Genomic DNA, 20,617 nt, shown 5'->3' with positions numbered 1-20,617 from the left:
TTTTTATTTATTTGATTTATAGCAATTTATAATATGTTCATTGCTGTTGCTAATATCTAAAATTAAAGCAAAAAAAAAGTCTCTATACGAGACTTTTTATATGATTTTACATCGTTAATATTCATCCTCATTCCAGAGGTAATCGTCGTCTGTAGGATAATCGGGCCATATTTCCTGAATGGACTCATATAAGTCTCCTTCATCTTCAATGGCTTGTAAATTTTCCACTACCTCTAACGGTGCTCCGGTACGAATTGCATAATCTATCAATTCGTCTTTCTCAGCAGGCCAAGGTGCATCACTTAAATAGGATGCGAGTTCTAGTGTCCAATACATAGTTTTTACTCGTTAAGTTTTTTGCAAAAATAAACTTATCGTCGAATTTTGCAAGTTAATTTTACTTTGATTTCAAGATTTGCAAGAGCGTATAAGCTTTTGAAAATCAAAATGTTTGCTGAAAATGCTCATCAGTTGCCCCACTTTTTAATTCTTTTAAGTTAGATATGACTGTAAATGTGCTGTTTAGGCACTTGAAAACAACTTCTAACTAAAATGAAATCAATGTTTTTCTGGGATCCATTTTATCTCTTCGGCTTGTAAAGCTTTAGACAATTTACGTGCCAATACAAATAGGTAGTCAGAAAGTCGGTTCAAGTACTTCAAAACTTGTGGATCGATAGGTGTATGCTCATTAAGTTCTGATGCAAGGCGCTCTGCACGGCGACAAACAGTTCTTGTAATGTGACAATATGACACAGAAGGATGTCCTCCAGGAAGAATAAAGTGAGTCATTTCTGGAAGTTCTTCATTCATGGTGTCCATTTCTTTCTCTAACATCGTGATTTCTTCATCACTTATTTTAGAAATGTTTAAACGCTCTTTTCCGTTTTTTAAGGTTTCTTTTTCTGGAGGCGTTGCCAGTACTGCACCTATGGTAAATAAATGGTGTTGGATGGCATTAATGGTTGCGCTCGTATGCTTTGAAATCTCTTGGTCTCTAATTAAACCCATCCAAGAGTTTAATTCATCTACCGTTCCGTAGCTGTCAATTCTCAAATTATGTTTAGGAACGCGAGTACCACCAAATAGTGCAGTAGTTCCTTTATCTCCAGTTCTGGTATATATCTTCATTAAATAGGTGCTATATAGTATGTAATGTTGTGAATGTGAGGTTACTAAATAAAGTTATTGTAATAAGTTAAATCACTTTAAATGAATAACTTAGCGAAAATACAAAACAATAGAGAAAGTTTTTCCAAAATTATCATAATACCAACGGTAGGTAAAAAGCATATCGTTACAGACATAGATTCCAATCGTTAAAATAATTCATAGCTTATGGACTACTCTTAATGAATGAATTATATTTGCACCTTTAAAAAAAATAAGAAAAATGCAAGAAGGAATTTACGCAAAATTTGATACTTCAAAAGGAGAAATCCTAGTAAAATTACACCACGATAAAACACCTGGTACTGTAGGTAACTTTGTTGCCCTTGCCGAAGGTAACTTAGAAAATACTGCTAAAGATCAAGGTACTCCTTACTATGATGGTTTAAAGTTTCATAGAGTAATACCAGATTTTATGATTCAAGGTGGAGATCCACAGGGAACAGGATCTGGTGGGCCAGGTTATAAATTTGATGATGAATTCCACCCAGAATTGCGTCACGATGGACCTGGAGTATTGAGTATGGCAAATGCTGGACCTGGAACAAATGGTTCTCAGTTTTTTATTACGCACATAGAGACAGCATGGTTAGATGACAAGCATACTGTTTTTGGAAAAGTAATAGAAGGTCAAGATGTAGTTGATGCAATTGCTCAAGGTGACGAGATTAAAACGGTAACGATCGTAAGAGAAGGCGATGCTGCACAGTCTTTTAATGCTGTAGAAGAATTTCGCCAGTTTGAAGGAGCTGCAAAAGCAAGAGAAGAACAAGCAAGGAAGCAAGCCGATCAAGAGATCGATGAAATCGCGATGGGCTTTGATAAAACAGAGAGCGGATTGCGTTATAAAATCATCAATAAAGGTGATGGCGCAAAAGCAGAAAAAGGAAAAACAGTAAGCGTACATTATAAAGGTATGTTGCCTAACGGTAAAGTATTTGACTCTAGTTATGAGCGCAAGCAGCCTATTGATTTTGCTTTAGGAATGAGACAAGTAATCGCTGGCTGGGATGAAGGAATTCAATTATTACAAGTAGGTGATAAAGCTAGATTAGTAATACCATCACACATCGCTTATGGTAGTGCTGGTGCTGGTGGCGTGATTCCACCTAATGCAACATTAGTATTTGATGTAGAACTAGTTGCTGTGAAGTAATTATCTATTAATTAATTATTTGAAAAGCTCTGTTCTTATTTTAAGAATGGAGCTTTTTGGGTTTTTGGGATGAGGTATTTGGGATGAGGTATGAGGTTGCAGGTTAACTTTGATCCTTTAGTTCATTTATAAAACTATTTGTAATCTTGATAATAAAAAGCGCCTTTCAACCTTATCGACCAAAACTCGTTATCACTCGCTTTGCCCACCTTTCCTATACTTAGGAAATGAGTTTTATTTTTATGATAAAATCTTGCAGACATTTTTTTTGATATAATTCCCCTCAAAACTCACAGGCTCATGAACTCACAAACTCAAGCCTAATTCCTATATTTGACCTTTAAAGAAAAAAGCATGAAAGCATTAGTTACATTTTGCCGTTGGTTTGTCGGTATATTGTTCATTTTTAGTGGTTTAATAAAGTTGAATGATCCTCTAGGGTTTTCTTATAAGCTCGATGAATACTTCAGTGCAGATGTTTTAAATCTCGAGTTTCTTCAGACTTTAGCACTTCCCATGGCAATTTTCTTGGTCATTTTTGAGGTGATTTTAGGAATCATGTTGCTCATTGGTTTTCAGAAGAAATTTACGATTTGGTCGTTGTTGCTCATGATAGGTTTCTTTACCTTTTTGACTTTTTATTCGGCTTTTTTTGATAAAGTGACTGATTGCGGTTGTTTCGGAGATGCGATTCCGCTAGTGCCGTGGGAATCTTTTGCAAAGGATGTGATTCTCTTAGTCATGATATTGATTTTGTTTTTCAACATGGATAAATGGAAGACCGCTTTCGCGAAAGCGACATCCTCCATAATCATACTCGTTGCTACCATCATCTGTTTTATGATCGCTTATTACGTGCTGATGCATTTGCCTATTCTTGATTTTAGAGCTTACAAAGTAGGAACAGATATAGAAGTTGCTATGCAAGAAGATCCTAACCAAAAAGAAGTGTATGGTTATGACTGGTACTACACAGTAGACGGTGAAGAAGAAATCATCACGACCGATGGTTTACCGCCGGAAGGAAGACCAGACTATGATAAAGTAGAAACGCGAGTGATTCAAGAAGCAGCACTTCCTAAAATTCATGATTTTGCAATTGAGCGAAATGGAGAAGATTTTACTCAAGAAATTCTAGACAAAGAAAAAGTAGCTTTTGTATTGATCTACGACATGACAAAAGCTGAAGATGGCGGAATGTCTAAGTTAGCTACCTTTATTTCTAGAGCTCAAAAAGCTGGATATGAGGTAATAGGTTTGAGTGCCAATAGTGAGGAGCAGCTAGCTCCTATGTTGAAAATGCATGATGTGTCTATTCCTTTTTACACGACTGATGGGACACAAATAAAAACAGCAGTACGTTCTACACCATCCGTAATGACGATTAAAAAAGGTGTCATTACCGGTAAATCGCATTGGAACGATTTTGAGGATCTATCTCTATGATAAGCTATGTGCTTAAAAAATTAGGATATGCGTTGCTCACACTTTATGGTGTGGTAACGGTTATATTCTTGCTGTTTTATTTATTGCCAGGCGATCCAGCACAAATGATGTTGGGTCAAAACGAATCTGAAGAACAACTTGCTAATGTAAGAGCAAAGTACGGTCTTGATAAATCTATTGGAACTCAATATTTATATTTTCTAAATGACTTGTCACCGGTCTCTTTTCACAGTTTGCAACCAGAAGATTTTACTTACGATAATGGTAAATATACTGGAGTAGCACTTTTCAAGATAGGTGAAACTTCTACCTATTTTAAATGGCCCTATCTAAGAGAGTCATTTCAAAAAACAGATAAAAAAGTAAGTTATATTATAGGAGAGACCTTGCCTAATACGATGATCCTAGCCGTTGCAGCTATAAGTATCGCGTTAGTTTTAGGTTTGATTTTGGGTGTTGTTTCTGCTTTGTATAAGAATAGTTGGTTAGACCAGTTGATACAAGTGATCAGTACCATGGGCATGAGTGTTCCTAGCTTTTTCAGTGCGATTATTTTTGCTTTTGTATTTGGATATGCATGGCATGAATGGACAGGTCTTAAAATGAGTGGTAGTCTTTATGAGATGGATGATTATGGTGAAGGAATGCAATTGCAATGGCGCAATTTGATTTTGCCAGCGGTGGTTTTAGGAATAAGACCACTAGCTGTCATTTCGCAACTTATGAGAAACAGTTTGCTGGAAGTAATGGGGCAAGAATATATTACTACAGCTTATGCTAAGGGACTAACTACTTTACAAGTGATAAAAAAACATGCTTTTAAAAATGCACTCAATCCAGTAATTACTGCAGTAAGCGGCTGGTTTGCGAGTTTGCTCGCTGGTGCCGTGTTTGTAGAATACATCTTCAACTGGAACGGTATAGGAAAGGAAATAGTGGAGGCGTTAAATACGCAAGATTTACCGGTCATCACTGGAGCAGTTTTAGTTATTGCAACGTTGTTTATCCTCATAAATATTTTAGTCGACTTTATTTATGTGTGGCTGGATCCTAGGGTGAGATTAGAGTAAGTTAGGTATGTGGAATGAACTTAAACTCGAACTCGAACTCGAACTCGAATTCGAATTTGAAAAATAATCTCAAAACAACCTGTGAGGTTTCGCCGTAGCAAGTTGTTAAAATCATTGAGATAATTGAAAGGCAACCTCACAGGTTTTGAATCTTTCCGTACAGTTATTTTTTTATGAAGATGTAAAATCAAATTTAGAATTAAGTTTCAGTTTAAATTTTTAAAAAGGCAACCTCACAGGTTTTGAATCTTTCTAAAAAGTTTATGTTTTGATAAATATGTGAAACCTAGGTTTAGATTTAAGTTTCAATTTAAATTTAAAAAAGTGCAAGCTCACTGGTTTTTGTTTAAAACAAACATTGGTAGATGTAATTTTCCTCCTTGGGGAAATGCTCGTTTAATAGATGGGTTTAACTCAATCGATTTTCTTGAATTTAAGTTTAATACCTTAACCTACATTTGCATAACCAAATTAAAAGCAGCAATTTTGAAATTATTGCTTAAATAAGTATCAAAAGAGAAATACCATGAGAAAAAATATAGTAGCTGGAAACTGGAAAATGAATTGTGATTTACCGCAAACACAATCTTTAATCACCGATCTTAAAACAGGGTTAGTGAAAGAATTTAATTGTGAATTAATGATCGCGCCATCACATCCGTTTTTATATAACGCTTTTAACAGCACTTGCGATACTGTTATTGAAGTAGTCTCACAAAATGTTTGTGAAGCAGAAAAAGGAGCTTATACAGGTGAGATATCTGTTGATATGTTGCAAAGTATAGGTATACAAACAGTAATTATAGGTCATTCAGAACGTAGAGATACTTATGGCGAGACAGATGAATTACTTGCTGCAAAAACCAAAGCGGCTATCGACAAAGGAATGAAAGTCATATTTTGTTGTGGAGAACATCTAGAAGAACGCAAAGCTGGTAATCACTTTGATACGGTTACTGCACAAATAGAAAAAGGTTTGTTTGATCTTACCGCCAAAGAAATGGAAAAAGTAGTAGTTGCTTATGAGCCTGTATGGGCGATAGGAACTGGAGAAACTGCAAGTCCAGAACAAGCACAAGAAATGCATGCACATTTACGTTCTTTTATAGAATCTAAATTTGGAAAGGATACAGCAATCAATACTAGCATACTTTATGGAGGTAGTGTAAAACCGGCAAATGCTGCAGAGATTTTTGCAAAACCAGACGTAGACGGTGGATTAGTAGGTGGCGCATCACTAGACGCTCAATCTTTCCTTGATATAGCAAATGCATTTTAAGAAAATAATTTTATCTCTCTTTTTAATTACCAGTTTATCTGTCGTAGGACAGACAGGTTATGGCATCAAAGTAGCAACCGCTGCTGAAGAGCTTACAAAAGATAAGGTCGTTTACAACGGTACTTATTTCAAAATACCTTATCCTAACGGAGACGTCCCTAAACCTTATGGTGTTTGTACCGATCTGGTGATAAGAACCTATAGAAAACTAGGCATAGACCTTCAAAAAGAGGTTCATGAAGATATGAAAGCCCATTTTTCTGAATATCCTAAAAATTGGGGCTTAAAAAAGACTGATACTAATATTGATCACAGACGTGTTCCTAATTTGCGTACTTTCTTCAGTAGGAATGGTGAGAGTTTAACAGTGTCTCAAAATGCTGTAGAATACCTGCCAGGAGATATCGTGAGCTGGAAATTGGGCAATGGACTTACTCATATAGGAATGGTTTCTAAAACTAAATCAAAAGACAAAAAACGTTATTTAATGGTTCACAATATAGGTGCAGGACAAGTTTTTGAAGACTGCTTATTTAGCTTTAAAATCACAGGACATTATCGTTATGGAAAATAATACTACTAATCTTTTATATGTGGAGTACGATTTCAAAGTAGTTCCACAACAACCTTGGAATGATGTGCTTATGGCACAACTGGGTGAGGTAGGTTTTGAAAGCTTTATAGAAACAGATCATGGTATAAAAGCCTATATTTTACAATCTCAAGACAGCGATGAGGTACTGGAAGGTGTAAGTATTATGAAAAATGATCTTTGTGATATCGCTTTCGCGAAAGCGGATGTACCACCAACTAACTGGAACGCAGAATGGGAGAAGAATTTTGATCCCATTATAGTTAACGATCGCTGTGAAGTACGTGCGCCATTTCATAAGGCTAGTGGAGTAGAATATGACATTGTTATTGAACCAAAAATGAGTTTTGGGACAGGACATCATCAAACCACTCATATGATGATAGAACATTTACTCAAGGAAGATTTGAACGATCTAGATGTACTCGATATAGGAAGTGGAACAGGTGTTCTAGCCATTCTTGCACAAATGCGAGGTGCTAAGAAGGTAGACGCAATAGACATAGATACCTGGTGTTATGAAAATGCTTTAGAAAATGTCGAGCGCAACAATGCCGATAAAGTAAATGTTATTCTAGGTGGAGCAGAACAGCTAGATGGGAGATTATATGATTTTATTATTGCAAATATTAATAGAAACATATTGCTTCAAGATATTCCTGTATATGCTAAAAGCTTAAAAAGTGGCGGCACCATATTATTCAGCGGTTTTTATGAGGAAGATCTTGTTCATATTCAAGAGAAGTGTAATGAATCGAGTATTAATTACGACTCACACTTATATAAGGATAATTGGATTGCTGTAAAGATGATAAAGGATGAACTTTAACGTTATAGTTAAACAATATTTTTATTAATTGTATTAAATTTATGCCATGAAGTTGAGCACACAAGAACAAGTACTTCCAGAATTGGAGTTGGAAGTCTTGGAGCAGAAGGAAAATAAAATTGTCCTTTTTAATGACGAAGTAAATACATTTGATCACGTTATCGACATGTTAGTCGCAGCTTGTGATCATACACCTATACAAGCAGAGCAATGTTCTCTGATTGTACATTACAAAGGTAAATGTAATGTGAAATCAGGTGATTATAATGATTTAGAACCGCGTTGTACCGCTTTATTAGAAGCAGGTTTAACAGCAGAGATTCAATAAAAAGTTTGCTTTCCCCTTTTTATTCAGCATTGAATAAAAACATAAATGCCTGATCTAATCAGGCATTTTGTGTTTTATGGAATGCAACTCTTTAATAACCTGCAAGTTGCTCAAAAAAAGCTCCGATTTTCTTTTTTTTATCGACCAAGTGTATTTCTAGAATCCAGTGCCTTGTATTTCCTGACGAATCTTTTGTATTCATAGGAACGTGATTTTCTGGATGAATGTAATTAGTCTTTTCCTCACCATCTAATTTCTCATGAGGAAAATGCCCGATCAAATGTCCAGCAATTGGTCCACCAAATTCCCAGTTGTATTCTTGTGCTAGTTCAACACAATACTGGTATAAACTAGCTCCAGTTATCGAGGGATCTTTCTTATAATAATTATTTGCTATATGCCATAGTTTTTCAGTGTCTGAAGCAAGTTGTTCTTTATGGGGATCATTTCCTATGACATAAGTTCTACCATAATCTGCTTCCCAATCCTCTAGAATAGGTCCAAAATCAATAAACAGAATATCATCTTCTTTTAAAATCAGGTCTTTTGGATTTTCATCATAGGGAAATAAGGTGTTTTCTCCAGCTCTCACAATGCGTTTGTGCCAGTATTTTTTAATACCTAATAATTCATCGGCTAGTAAAAAGATTTCAGTATTGATTTGTTTTTCTGATTTACCTGCACTAATGAGCTCACGATTTTCTATTTCTCTAAATAATTGAGCTGCTTTTTCTTCGGCTTTTTGAAGTTCTACGAGACTGTTTTTCATAATGTAAAAATAGTAAAGGAGGATAGGATGTTATACAAGCATTTCAATTTATTCTCTTTTCGTTCATTAAATGAAACATATGTTATTTATAGCTTATTCGTCGGTTTCTATATAAGTATTTTGGCGTTTAAATATTGCAAATCAGCGAAATAGATGATTATTAATGCTTAATTAGTTAACTTCACGCAAAAATCAAGCAATCATGAAACAATTTTTACTCTTAGTACTTTTACTAATTACCACAGCAGTAACAGCACAAGTTACAGCAGGTCCAGTCCCAGATTACATTGTATGTGATGATTTTTCAAATGATGGATTTGAAATTTTTGACTTAACTGTTTTAAATTCCACAGCTTTAGGAAATCAGGATCCAGCTGCTCATACTGTTACATATTTTTCTTCTCAATTTGATGCGGTAAACAATCTTAATCCATTAATTCCATCAAATTATACAAATTTGACAAATCCGCAATTAATATTTATTCGTGTAAGTGAAAATGCGACAGGAAATTTTGATATTACTACTAGTAATTTAATAGTTGAAGCCGTACCATTAGTTAATAGTTTACAAACTTATACTTATTGTGGTTCTATCACTGCAACTGGAGAAATTCAAGTTGATTTATTTGAAGTAGAACCTATTCTTTCCAATGGACAGAGTAACCTTCTATTTACTTATTTTTTAAGCCAACAAGATGCTGTAACAAATTCAAATCCACTTTCTACAACTTTTATTTATCAAGCAAACACTCCTGTAGATTTATTTATAAGAGTACAGACTACTACTAATTGTTTTGAAGTTATTAATATGGTTGCTACTCTAACAAGTTGTAATCAGAATCCACAATTAATAAACCTAGAATCTTGTACAGATCAAGTTAATAATAATGCTTGCTTTGATTTGAATATTAATACGCTTCCTGCATTGGGAAACAATTCTCCTAACACACATGCAGTAAGTTATCACTTATCACAATCACATGCTGATAATAATACCAATAGTATTCCTACTACTTATTGTACTGCAACTAGTCAGCAAATATTTGTTAGAGTAGAAGAAATAGCAACTGGAAATGCAGACACGACACAATCATTCTTTATTAATGTTAATTCTATTCCAGATACTTATTCTTTTACACCTATCACAGGTTGTGATGATGATGGTGACGGTTTTATAGAATGGGACTCGAGTAGTGTTTTAAATGAGGTCACAAATGTTCCGAATAATGTTATAAATTTTTCTACTGAATATTATTTATCTCAGTTAGATGCTGAAAATCAAGTAAACCCAATAGGTTTTGTAGGTAATTTTGTAACTTCTAGTATTACACCTACTGTTTATGTGAGAACAACTTTTTTCCCTACTAACTGTAGTAGTGTTTCTCCATTACAGCTTGTGGAAGATGTCAATTGTATCATCATAGGTAATCCTAATCCGCTAGAAGAATGCTTGCAAACACCAAATACTGTAGCTTGTTTTGATCTTACAGTAAACGATGCGCTAATTTTAGATACTAATAATCCAACAGATTTTACAGTTACCTATTATGCTACTAATGCCGATGCTATGGCAGGAACAAATGCTATTGCAAATGCTTCTTCTTACTGCTTGCCATCAAGTGCGGTCGCTTTTGCTAGATTAGAAGAAAATGCAACAGGAGCTTTTCAGGTAAGAGCATTTGATTTAATTGTTAGAAATAGTCTTTTTGACTTCGTTACTTTGAGCGATTTAACAGAATGCGATGATAATTTAGATGGAACCGTCGTGTTTGATTTAACTGATTTTGAAAATCAACTTTCAACTGTAAATACACTTTCCTATCACCTTACACTGGCAGATGCCCAGAATAACGCAAATGCTATTGCTACTCCTGCAAACTTTGATGTAGCAACAACAACTGGTGGGCAACGTATTTTTGTATTGGAAACGGTACTCAATGACTGTGATATAGTTTATGCTGCAGATTTGATACCTCAAGGAAATTGCAATAATGCCTATAATTGTTCTGATGCTCAATCACTTTGTGAGCGCATTGGACAACCATTTGTCAATGTTTTTGATGGATCCAATGCGCAGCCTGGCAATTATTATCCTTTTTCATCCAGTACAGGACCTAGAAACCCAACTTGGTTTTACATTCCTATAGAGACATCAGGAGATCTTACTTTGGAAGTTTATCAAAACACGCAACCAGACTTTATGGGGCAAGACTTAGATATTGATTTTGCTGTTTATGGTCCTTTTACTAATCCAACTTCTCAATGTGGTAATTTGACAATAGCAGATTATGTCGATCATAGTTTTTCTGTGGTTATGCCAGAGATAGCTGAAATAACAAACGCTCAAGCAGGAGAGTTTTATTTAATATTGACTTCAAATTTTTCTAGTCAACCAGGGTTTTTAAAAGTAGAGATAGGAGCTGCTAGTACTGCAACGGTAAATTGTGATGGTATAAGAATGCAATCTTTCTTAGATGCCAATCTCAATGGAGTAGTCGATGCGACAGACCCTTCTTTTCCACTTGGAGTTTTTCAATGGGAAAGAAATAGTAATGGAAACCTCATGCAAATAGCAACTCCTTTAGGAAGTTATAATATTTATGATGTTGATCCTACTAATTCTTATGACCTTGCTTATAATGTTTTACCAGCATATACAGGTAATTACACGGTATCGCCAGCTACTTATACTGGAGTGACTGTTCCTAACAATAGTGGTGTAGTGAATAGAGATTTTCTAGTTACTCCTACAGCATCTTATGAAGACGTGGTTACTTATATAGTTCCTCAAGAGCAACCTCGACCAGGATTTACATACACAGAAACGGTTTATTATACAAATCTAGGAACCGCTACCGTTCCTGTAGGGCAAGTAATATTTGACTATGATCAGACGGTAAGTATTGTAAGTGTTTCAGATCCTAATGCTGTTGTGTCACCTACTGACGTGACTCTTGCTTATTCTAACTTAGCACCATTTGCAATAGGATCTTTTGATGTGGAAATGCAAATTCCTGTTATTCCTACAGTGAGTTTAGGTGATGTATTGACAAATGTGGCAACTATTTCCCCAGTTGCAAATGACTTGACACCAGCAAATAATACCAATACTTCTACCCAAATAATCATAGGTAGTTATGATCCTAATGATAAAATGGAATCGAGAGGTGAGTTTATCAACCCATCTACTTTTACTTCTGAGGACTATTTTTATTATACCATTAGATTTGAAAATACTGGAACAGCAAGTGCTATTAATGTACGAATTGAAGACACGCTTGATGCGCAACTCGATTGGAATACTATTGAAATGATCAATAGCAGTCATAATTATTTGATGGAGCGCATGGAAGATCAGGTGGTATGGAGATTTGATAACATCATGCTGCCAGATTCAACTACAGATCCTGTAGGAGCAAACGGTCATGTTTATTTCAAAATCAAACCTAGAATCGGTTGGGCTGAAGGAACGGTAATTCCTAATACTGCTGAGATTTACTTTGATTTTAATCCGCCTATTATTACTAATACTTTCACAAGTACTTTCCGCACGCCGTTGAGTAATCCAGATGTGGAAGAAACTGTTTTCAGTCTTACTCCTAATCCAGCAAGTAACCACTTTACAGTCAAATTTAGTGATGCAATAGAAGAAGGAAGACTCACACTTTACGATGTTAGAGGTCGTGTTACGCTTTCGCGAAAGCTTACTCAAAACAGTCTTCAAATTGATATTTCAGAATTAGATCAAGGTATCTATCTAGCTAAATTAACTACGGGAGATCGATCCTTTACAACTAAATTAATTAAAAAGTAAATCAAAATCTACAATAAAAACCTCAGTGAAAACTGAGGTTTTTTTATGCTTATTAAATGATTGTCAAGAGCTACATAAAACACAAAAGTAAAATTATTGTTAATTAATTATAACTATCCTATTATTTAATAGTAATACTATTACATTTGACTTCAATAATTTGTCAAATGGAAACGCTTCTTAAAAACTTAAAAGTCGAGATTAACGATAAAATCTATGTTAAAGATCCGGAGAGTTCTGATCTTGGTAAACGAATCGTTAAGCATAGTATTGAGATGATTTATGAGTTGGGTTTTGAACAATTTACCTTCAAGAAATTAGGTAATGCGATCAAATCAAATGAAAGCTCTATTTATAGATACTTTGAAAATAAGCATAAACTATTACTATATCTCACTTCATGGTACTGGAGCTGGTTAGAATACCAACTTGTACTTCAAACCATGGTTATTTCTTCTCCTCATGCAAAACTCAATAAAGCTGTAGAGATTCTTACTCAAGAAGTTACTCAAGATTCTAATTTTAGCCACATAAATGAAGTAATACTCAATAAAATTGTTATTTCAGAGTATTCAAAATCTTATCTGACTAAAGAAGTAGACAAAGAAAATAAGGATGGTTATTTTGTAATTTACAAAAGGCTAGTCATGAGACTCAAGAATTTGATTATAGCGGTAAATAGCAATTATAAATTTCCTTCTTCATTGAGTAGTATGATTATAGATGGCGCGCTACATCAACATTTTTTGAAGGAGCATTTTTCAGGTATTACAGATTGCAATAAAAAAACAACTCCTACCTTATACTTTTTAGATCTAGTGGAACAACTAATTATCAAAAATGGAAAAAAATAAAAATATCCTTACTTCATGGCAACGATTGCTTCGTATGCTTGAGGCTGATAAAAAAGACGTTAGACAAATATTTTATTACGCCATATTTGCGGGAATAGTGGGATTGTCGCTCCCATTAGGAATACAGGCAATTATCAATCTCATTCAAGGCGCTCAAATAAGTACCTCTTGGATTTTACTAGTCGTTCTTGTAACTTTAGGAGTAGGTTTTGGTGGGGTTCTTCAGATCATGCAAATTAGAATTACAGAGAACATTCAGCAGAAAATTTTCACTAGAGCATCGTTTGAATTTGCTTACCGATTTCCTAAGATAAAAATGAGTGCTTTACAAGGGTATTATCCGCCAGAATTAGCAAATCGTTTCTTTGATACACTAACTATTCAAAAAAGTCTTTCCAAATTGCTAGTAGATTATCCTACGGCAATATTGCAAATTATTTTTGGGCTTCTATTGCTTTCTTTTTATCATCCATTCTTTATTATATATGGAGTTTTGTTGGTAGTTCTCGCTTACTTCCTTTTTAAATACACAGCAGAGAAAGGTTTAGAAACAAGTCTTTTAGAGTCTAAAAGTAAATATAAAGTAGCTCACTGGTTGCAAGAGATAGCAAGATCTTTAGTTAGTTTCAAATTATCTGGTGCGACTAGTCATGCGGTCGATAAAAACGACGAGCTGGTTTCTGGATACCTAAATTACCGTGAAAAGCACTTTAAAATTTTAATTGTTCAGGCTATTCAGTTAATTGGTTTTAAAGTACTTATTACGGCAGGACTTCTTATTATAGGAGGATTACTTGTTTTAAGTCAAGAAATGAACATAGGTCAATTTGTAGCTGCAGAGTTGATTATCTTAATCATCATAGGCGCCGTAGAAAAAATTATTTCTGGTCTAGAGTCGTTTTATGATATGTTGACTTCTTTAGAGAAAATTGCTCAAGTAGTCGATAGAGAATTAGAACCTCAAACTGGAGAGAAGCCTTTTGGTATAGAACAAAACTTTACCGTAGAATTAGACAATATAACGTACTCTGTTCCAGATAGAACACAACCTATTCTTGACGAGGTAACTCTAAAAATTTCAGAGACATGTACTATCTTGATAAATGGTGCAAATGGAAGTGGTAAAGCCACTTTATTAAGACTAATTGCTGGGATCATAGAACCTACTAACGGTAGTATTTACATTAATAATTCAGACTTAAGAGGTCTTGACCTTAATTATTATAGATCAAACTTAGGACAATCCTTAACCGAAGAAACTCCTTTTGAGGGAACATTAAGAGATAATATAACATTTGGTGATGAATCGATAGATGACAGCCGCATTTATTGGGCACTTGAAAAAGTCGGTTTAAACCAATTTTTAAAGAAATTGCCTCATGGATTAGAGACTACTTTATTTCCTGAAGGTAAAGAGTTGAGCTATACCGTTTCCAAAAAGATTATTCTAGCAAGAAGCATAGTAAGAAATCCTAAAATTTTAATTTTGAAAGATCCTTTAGATCAATTTGATCAAGATGAAGCAAAAAGAATCATGGACTTTTTAACAGATCCAGATAACGGATGGTCGCTAGTGGTAGTAAGTCAGAATATAGAATGGAGAAAACGTTGCGGTAGATTGGTAACTTTACACAACGGTAAATTAATCTTAGATCAGTAGTTATGCTTAATATTTCTAACAACCCTATGGTAGATTCCTTGAGTTTAAATAACTTTAAGGCAGGTAGACGTGTGCATAAAAGAAAGCACTATAAGTTGTTTAATCGTTTTTTAGGAGGTTTTGCCATTTTTGCTTTCATACTTTTGTTCTTTCCATGGACTCAAAACATCAACGGCAAAGGCTTTGTAACAACGCTTACACCAGCACAAAGACCTCTCACTTTGCAATCTCCTATTGCAGGCCAGATAGAAGAGTGGTACGTTAGAGAAGGTGATCGTGTAAAACTAGGCGATACGATTCTAAGAATTAGCGAGGTGAAAAGTGAATATATGGATCCAAATATTGTTGCTCGTACAGGTCAACAAATTGATGCAAAGTCAGCTAGCGTGCAGTCTTATCGAGAAAAAATAAAAGCTTTAGATGGACAAATAGGAGCGCTGAATCAGGAAAGAGAGCTTAAGTTAGACATGGCAAGAAACAAGTACAAACAAGCCGAAATGAAGATCATTCAGGACAGTACAGCCTTAATCGCAGCTATAAATGATCAATTGATTGCTCAGAAACAATACGTACGAACTGATAGCCTTCTTAAATTTGGAATCAAATCTCCGGCAGAAGTAGAAGATAAAAGCTTAAAAGCACAATCGACACTTGCAAAAAGAGCTGAAAAAGAGCAAAAGCTTTTACAAAGTAAAAATGAATTGATCAATGCAGAAATTGAGGTGAATAGAATCAGACAAGAATATGCTGAGAAAATTCAAAAAGCTCGTAGCGATCAATTTACAGCTCAATCCAGCCAGTTAGGTGTTGAGGCTGAGGTGAGTAAATTAGAAACCGATAGAACTAATTATCAAATTAGGAATGACCTTTACTTTGTAACTGCTCCTCAAGATGGTTATCTTAACAAAGCCATTAAAGCAGGTAAAGGAGAAACCTTTAAAGAAGGTGAACCTCTCATTAATATCATGCCGCTCAATTATGACCTTGCAGTAGAGACATTTGTAGATCCTATCGATTTACCATTGATTCATGTTGGTGAGAAAGTAAGAGTACAATTTGATGGATGGCCAGCGATTATCTTTTCAGGATGGCCTAACGCTTCTTATGGAACTTACGGTGCTGAGGTCATTGCGGTAGAAACTTTTATTACTGAAGGAAAAGGTAAATATCGAATTCTTCTTGCTCCAGATGAGGAAGACAATAAATGGCCAGATGCTCTTCGACCTGGTTCTGGTGCTTATACCATAGCATTGTTGGAAGATGTTCCTATTTGGTATGAAATATGGCGTCAATTAAATGGTTTCCCACCTAATTACTACACTCCAGAAACTTCTAAAAAAGGTAATAATGATAAGAAATAGCAAGGTTTCTTACTTGGTTGTGATCTTAATGTTGATGGTAGGAATGAAGCTGGTTGCGGTACCGCTTTCGCGAAAGCAAACGCCACAACAAACTCCTCAAAACGTGTTGCAGGATACAACGATTGTAATGAGCCTAAAAGAATATCTAGGCTATGTAAAAAAACACCATCCAGTTGTAAAACAGGCTGGACTTATTATCGATCAAGGACAAGCGCAATTACTGAAAGCTCGAGGAGGTTTTGACCCTAAAATCGAAGTGGATTATGACCGCAAAGATTTTAAAGGAACAGAATACTACGATGAATTGCGAGGTGCATTCAAGATACCTACATGGTATGGAGTAGAATTTAAGGCAGGTGCAGAGCGCAACGAAGGTTCCTTTTTAGACCCTTCATTAACTGTGCCAGAAGATGGTTTATACAGTGCCGGAGTTACTGTGCAGTTAGGACAAGGATTGTGGATTAACGATCGTATGGCTACCTTGAGAAAGGCAAAACTTTTTAGACAGCAAACTCAGTCAGAGCGGGACTTGCTAGTAAACGCAGTATTATTTGATGCTACGCAGGTGTACTTTGAATGGTGGCAAGCTGCTCAGGAAAGAGAATTGTTTTCTGAAATTCTTGAGAATTCTCAAATAAGACTTAATGCTATAAAAAGAAGTGTAGAAGTAGGAGATAAAGCAGTGATTGATTCTGTTGAGGCGCGTATTGCTGTAAAGAAACGTTTGCTAGGTTTTGAGCAAGCTAAAATTGATTTTATCAAGAAGCGATTAGAGCTTTCCAACTACCTTTGGATCGATGGTGTCCCTGTTGAGTTGCAAGATAATGTTGTGCCAGAGGAAGACTTGATCTCCCAAATTGACGCAGCTCTAGAGATTATGGGGCAATCTCTTGATTTGTTCACAGTAGAGAATCATCCAAAGATTTTGGCATTGCGGCTTAAAATGGATCAACTTGAGGTAGAAAGACAGTTAAAGGCAAATAAATTACTGCCTAAGTTAGAAGCAAATTATAATTTTATATCGCCTGACTGGAATGACGCTAGTGCATACAATTCTAACGATTATAAAGCTGGGATAAAGTTTTCTACACCGCTATTTCTTAGAAAAGAAAGAGGAGACGTTAAACTAGCCGAAATCAAGTTGCAAGATGCAGAATACGATGTTCTGGCTACTTCACTAGCTATTGAGAATAAGGTGAAGGCAATTTTCAATGAAATTGATTCTTACACGTTACAAAATGAAATTACTCAAGAAATTGTAGAAGACTCTCAACAAATGCTCAATGCAGAGATACGTAAATTTGACCTAGGTGACAGCTCACTCTTTTTAATAAATTCTAGAGAAAACAAATTAATTGAGTCCAGTCTTAAAAGACTTGAAGTAGGAGTAAAGTTGCTTAGTTCCAAAGCAAGACTTTTCAATAGTCTGGCATTAGTACCAGAAAATTTATAGTCTTTGTTTTAAGGGTTTCTAGATGTGATCATCTGAATTTAGGAGGTTTTGAAATTAATTAATGATTTTTGATAAAAGAACCATCTGTCCGAGATGATAATAACAATGTTCTACCATCATATTGATATTTCTCTCTAACGAGCCATATTTCTCATCTATAAATGGAAGTGCTAGTTTAAATTCAGGCGTTTCTTTTATAAGCTTCGATAAAGTTGAGGCATCTTTGAAAAATATCTTTTTTATATAATTCCATTCGGTCTCATTTTGTATTGGCTCAAAATCAAAGCTATGCGCATCTTTAATTTTTAAATGACCGGTTTGCAACGCTTGGGCAACTCCATTTATGTAATAATGAACGTGTCTGGTTAACTGCGCAATACTGTTAACGTGAAGATCCCGAGAAATTGCTGTTTCATAATCAATCTCTTGAAGAAATGCATGATAATTTGTATTAGCTATGTGCTTTCCATTAAAAATTACATCATCATAACGTTGAGCAAGGATTTGAGATTTCATACTAGAAACGTTTTTACTTTATTTACTAAACAAAGTAATGTTTCCTCCTTGTTTAATTTTAAAAGAATTTTTATCATCACTAAAGATGATAGTAATTCCTGCGGGATCAAATTTGAACTTATGATCTTCATAACTATCTAAAGGAAAAGCTCCTTGCCCGGTTGCTTGTCCAGTTAATTGATTACCATCTATGGCGATAGTGATATCCATGGCAATAGCTGCGTTTTTATAAATACCTGTATAAGATTTTAACTCGCTCACAGTATATTCTTTCTCAATAAATTCAATTATTTCAATAGGTTCATTGTATAAAATTTTACGACTGTTGAGCACTGGATTACCAGTAGTCATTAAAGAGGTGTTTTGTAAAAAGATGAAAGTTTTATCTTTATCTACATGTCTTTCTATATAAGTCAAGTAACCTGCCCAAGCGCCAGAGTGACCTATTGTTTTACCGTATTTTTCATGATCTTTTAATTGCCAGCCATATCCATAATTGGTCAATTTGCCATTGCTTAATACGTGTGGTGTAAAGATTTTGTCTTTACTTCTAGGAGAAACTAGTTGGTCTGTATACAATGCGCGATCCCATTTGTATAAATCGTCTACCGTAGAGTTGACCATTCCATCGCCTACGATTCCATCAAGAAAGTAAGAAACTTGATCAGTGCCATAACTATCTATTACGACTGGATTGCCATCAGTACCATTTACATGGCCTTTGGTAAGGTTAGGAATTTCTTTTGGAGCAAATCGCGGTCTGTTCACAACAGTTGCGTTCATTTCCAAAGGCCTAAAAATATGCTTAGATAAAAAATCACCATAACTCATTCCTGACGCTTTCTCAATAATACTTGCGAGAAGTAGGTAACCTGTGTTAGAATATTCATATTCAGAATCTGGCTCAAAGAGTAACTCTGGCTTTTTAAGTGCCATCATATCGATGACATCTTTATTTGTAGCAATTTTACTATGATCCCAGTGCTCATTCATCAAGTCCATGTAATCTGGCAAACCTGAAGTGTGAGTCAGTAAATTTTCTATAGAAATGATAGGATAGAACTCTAATTCTGGGAGATATTTTGAAATCGGATCTTCTAATGCTAGTTTTCTTTGTTCCATTAAAATAACAATTCCCATAGCAGTAAATTGCTTAGAAACTGAAGCAAGATCAAAAACAGATGCAGTTGTCAGAGGTGAATTGGTTCCAAAATCAGCAATACCGTAAGCTTTTTTGTGAATCACTTTTCCATCTTCTGCAAAAAGTACTACACCGTTGAACTCGTTATTTTGATTCATCGCAGTGAACAAACTATCTATTCTTTGTGCTTTCTCATTTTGAGAATGAGAATTAATGGATAGCAGCAAGCATGTAAAAAAGAAGATCTTTTTCATAAGTTTTTATTTTATAAGAAGTACTAAATATAAAAACGTTACAAATACCTCTCTAATGTTTTAACTCTTATTAGCACTTAGTCAAGGGTTTTAGCGCTCTTACTCGTCAATCTATCCAGCTCAGAAAGCTCTTCTTTGGTTAAATCTCGATACGTTCCATGAGGTATATCTAATTTCACATTCATTATACGTACACGCTTAAGTTTTGTCACGCGATAATCTAGATATTCGCACATGCGACGTATTTGTCTGTTGAGCCCTTGTGTAAGAACGATTCTAAATGTTTTGCGACCTATTTGCTCTACTTCGCATTCCTTTGTTACCGTATCAAGTATTGGGATTCCAGACGACATTCTTTGAATAAAACGCTCATCTATAGATCGGTCTACAGTAACTATATATTCTTTACCATGATTATTACGAGATCGCAATATTTTATTTACTATGTCTCCATCATTAGTAAGAAATATAAGTCCTTCACTCATTTTATCTAGTCTCCCGATAGGAAATATGCGTGTAGGATAATTAATAAAATCAATGATATTGTCCTTTTCTACGCGAGTATCGGTTGTACAAACAATTCCTACTGGCTTATTAAACGCCAGATAAACTGGCTTCTCTTTCTTTTTTGAGATAAGTTCGCCATCCACAGCTACTTCATCTTTAGGCATCACTTTAGTACCCATTTGCGGCACTTTGCCATTGATGGTAACACGTTCTTGCTCTATAAGTTTATCTGCGGCGCGCCTTGAGCAAAAACCTTGTTCACTCAGATATTTATTAATGCGTATTCCTGTAGTTTCTGACATGTTGCAAAGGTAGGATTTTGAGGTCTATTTGTATCATCACATTTATTGATTAGCAATTTGTTTTGACAGTAGACTTTGTAATTCTGGTAGAAGTTTTAAGTTTATAAGAGTTAGTA

The 20,617-nt window shown here is 35.0% G+C and carries 18 protein-coding genes; 12 read left to right on the top strand and 6 right to left on the bottom strand.

Going from position 1 to position 20,617, the window contains the following annotated elements; genetic code table 11:
• Nucleotides 1-114 precede the first annotated feature (114 nt).
• Both DDD_RS00280 and DDD_RS00275 read right to left on the bottom strand, forming a co-directional pair.
• Nucleotides 115-336, bottom strand: coding sequence for a DUF2795 domain-containing protein (locus DDD_RS00280; protein WP_015360681.1), 222 nt, complete (start codon nucleotides 334-336; stop codon nucleotides 115-117).
• Between the two features lie 222 nt (nucleotides 337-558).
• A complete protein-coding gene (locus tag DDD_RS00275) occupies nucleotides 559-1,131 on the bottom strand; it encodes a cob(I)yrinic acid a,c-diamide adenosyltransferase (protein ID WP_015360680.1) in 573 nt (190 codons plus the stop codon).
• 262 nt (nucleotides 1,132-1,393) lie between these two features.
• Between DDD_RS00275 and DDD_RS00270 the strand changes: the two genes are divergently transcribed.
• The 7 genes from DDD_RS00270 (at nucleotide 1,394) to DDD_RS00235 (ending at nucleotide 7,870) form a co-directional block, all read left to right on the top strand.
• Entirely contained in the window at nucleotides 1,394-2,326 is a 933-nt protein-coding gene (locus tag DDD_RS00270) for a peptidylprolyl isomerase (RefSeq protein WP_015360679.1), read from the top strand.
• Nucleotides 2,327-2,680: 354 nt separating this feature from the next.
• A complete protein-coding gene (locus tag DDD_RS00265) occupies nucleotides 2,681-3,772 on the top strand; it encodes a BT_3928 family protein (protein WP_041566804.1) in 1,092 nt (363 codons plus the stop codon).
• Nucleotides 3,769-4,842 (top strand): ABC transporter permease, encoded by a 1,074-nt coding sequence (locus DDD_RS00260; RefSeq protein WP_015360676.1) that lies wholly within the window; start codon nucleotides 3,769-3,771, stop codon nucleotides 4,840-4,842. The genes DDD_RS00265 and DDD_RS00260 overlap by 4 nt, the downstream gene beginning before the upstream one ends.
• Before the next feature lie 526 nt (nucleotides 4,843-5,368).
• Entirely contained in the window at nucleotides 5,369-6,121 is a 753-nt protein-coding gene (gene tpiA, locus DDD_RS00250) for a triose-phosphate isomerase (RefSeq protein ID WP_015360675.1), read from the top strand.
• A complete protein-coding gene (locus DDD_RS00245) occupies nucleotides 6,111-6,695 on the top strand; it encodes a DUF1287 domain-containing protein (protein ID WP_015360674.1) in 585 nt (194 codons plus the stop codon). Before tpiA ends, DDD_RS00245 begins: the two co-directional genes overlap by 11 nt.
• Entirely contained in the window at nucleotides 6,685-7,542 is an 858-nt protein-coding gene (gene prmA / locus DDD_RS00240) for a 50S ribosomal protein L11 methyltransferase (RefSeq protein WP_015360673.1), read from the top strand. Before DDD_RS00245 ends, prmA begins: the two co-directional genes overlap by 11 nt.
• A 46-nt stretch (nucleotides 7,543-7,588) precedes the next feature.
• Nucleotides 7,589-7,870, top strand: coding sequence for an ATP-dependent Clp protease adaptor ClpS (locus tag DDD_RS00235; protein ID WP_015360672.1), 282 nt, complete (start codon nucleotides 7,589-7,591; stop codon nucleotides 7,868-7,870).
• Nucleotides 7,871-7,961: 91 nt separating this feature from the next.
• Here the strand turns inward: DDD_RS00235 and DDD_RS00230 are convergent, their stop codons facing one another.
• Nucleotides 7,962-8,639, bottom strand: coding sequence for a M24 family metallopeptidase (locus tag DDD_RS00230; RefSeq protein ID WP_015360671.1), 678 nt, complete (start codon nucleotides 8,637-8,639; stop codon nucleotides 7,962-7,964).
• 202 nt (nucleotides 8,640-8,841) lie between these two features.
• Here DDD_RS00230 and DDD_RS00225 point away from each other — a divergent pair, with 202 nt between their 5' ends.
• The 5 genes from DDD_RS00225 to DDD_RS00205 all read left to right on the top strand — a co-directional run bounded on the left by DDD_RS00225 (nucleotide 8,842) and on the right by DDD_RS00205 (nucleotide 17,781).
• Nucleotides 8,842-12,453, top strand: a complete 3,612-nt coding sequence (locus DDD_RS00225) for a T9SS type A sorting domain-containing protein (RefSeq protein WP_015360670.1) — start codon at nucleotides 8,842-8,844, stop codon at nucleotides 12,451-12,453.
• A 167-nt stretch (nucleotides 12,454-12,620) separates the two neighbouring features.
• A complete protein-coding gene (locus DDD_RS00220) occupies nucleotides 12,621-13,307 on the top strand; it encodes a TetR/AcrR family transcriptional regulator (protein WP_015360669.1) in 687 nt (228 codons plus the stop codon).
• Complete coding sequence (locus DDD_RS00215; protein WP_015360668.1) at nucleotides 13,294-14,967, top strand: peptidase domain-containing ABC transporter; 1,674 nt, start codon at nucleotides 13,294-13,296, stop codon at nucleotides 14,965-14,967. The genes DDD_RS00220 and DDD_RS00215 overlap by 14 nt, the downstream gene beginning before the upstream one ends.
• Nucleotides 14,968-14,969: 2 nt before the next feature.
• Nucleotides 14,970-16,328, top strand: a complete 1,359-nt coding sequence (locus tag DDD_RS00210) for an HlyD family secretion protein (RefSeq protein ID WP_015360667.1) — start codon at nucleotides 14,970-14,972, stop codon at nucleotides 16,326-16,328.
• Complete coding sequence (locus DDD_RS00205; RefSeq protein ID WP_015360666.1) at nucleotides 16,315-17,781, top strand: TolC family protein; 1,467 nt, start codon at nucleotides 16,315-16,317, stop codon at nucleotides 17,779-17,781. The genes DDD_RS00210 and DDD_RS00205 overlap by 14 nt, the downstream gene beginning before the upstream one ends.
• Nucleotides 17,782-17,835: 54 nt before the next feature.
• On the opposite strand, the gene DDD_RS00200 is transcribed toward DDD_RS00205, so the two are convergent.
• The 3 genes from DDD_RS00200 to rluF all read right to left on the bottom strand — a co-directional run bounded on the left by DDD_RS00200 (nucleotide 17,836) and on the right by rluF (nucleotide 20,501).
• Nucleotides 17,836-18,297 carry a DinB family protein gene (locus DDD_RS00200; RefSeq protein ID WP_015360665.1) on the bottom strand — a complete coding sequence of 154 codons (462 nt, stop codon included), beginning with the start codon at nucleotides 18,295-18,297 and terminating at the stop codon, nucleotides 17,836-17,838.
• An 18-nt stretch (nucleotides 18,298-18,315) separates the two neighbouring features.
• The gene (locus DDD_RS00195; RefSeq protein ID WP_015360664.1) at nucleotides 18,316-19,692 is read right to left on the bottom strand and encodes a serine hydrolase domain-containing protein; all 1,377 of its coding nucleotides are present in this window, start codon (nucleotides 19,690-19,692) and stop codon (nucleotides 18,316-18,318) included.
• Between the two features lie 77 nt (nucleotides 19,693-19,769).
• Complete coding sequence (gene rluF, locus DDD_RS00190) at nucleotides 19,770-20,501, bottom strand: 23S rRNA pseudouridine(2604) synthase RluF (RefSeq protein WP_015360663.1); 732 nt, start codon at nucleotides 20,499-20,501, stop codon at nucleotides 19,770-19,772.
• Nucleotides 20,502-20,617: the final 116 nt, after the last annotated feature.

Source organism: Nonlabens dokdonensis DSW-6, assembly GCF_000332115.1.
In the GTDB taxonomy this organism is placed as follows: domain Bacteria; phylum Bacteroidota; class Bacteroidia; order Flavobacteriales; family Flavobacteriaceae; genus Nonlabens; species Nonlabens dokdonensis.
This window is presented reverse-complemented; position numbering and strand designations above follow the sequence as displayed.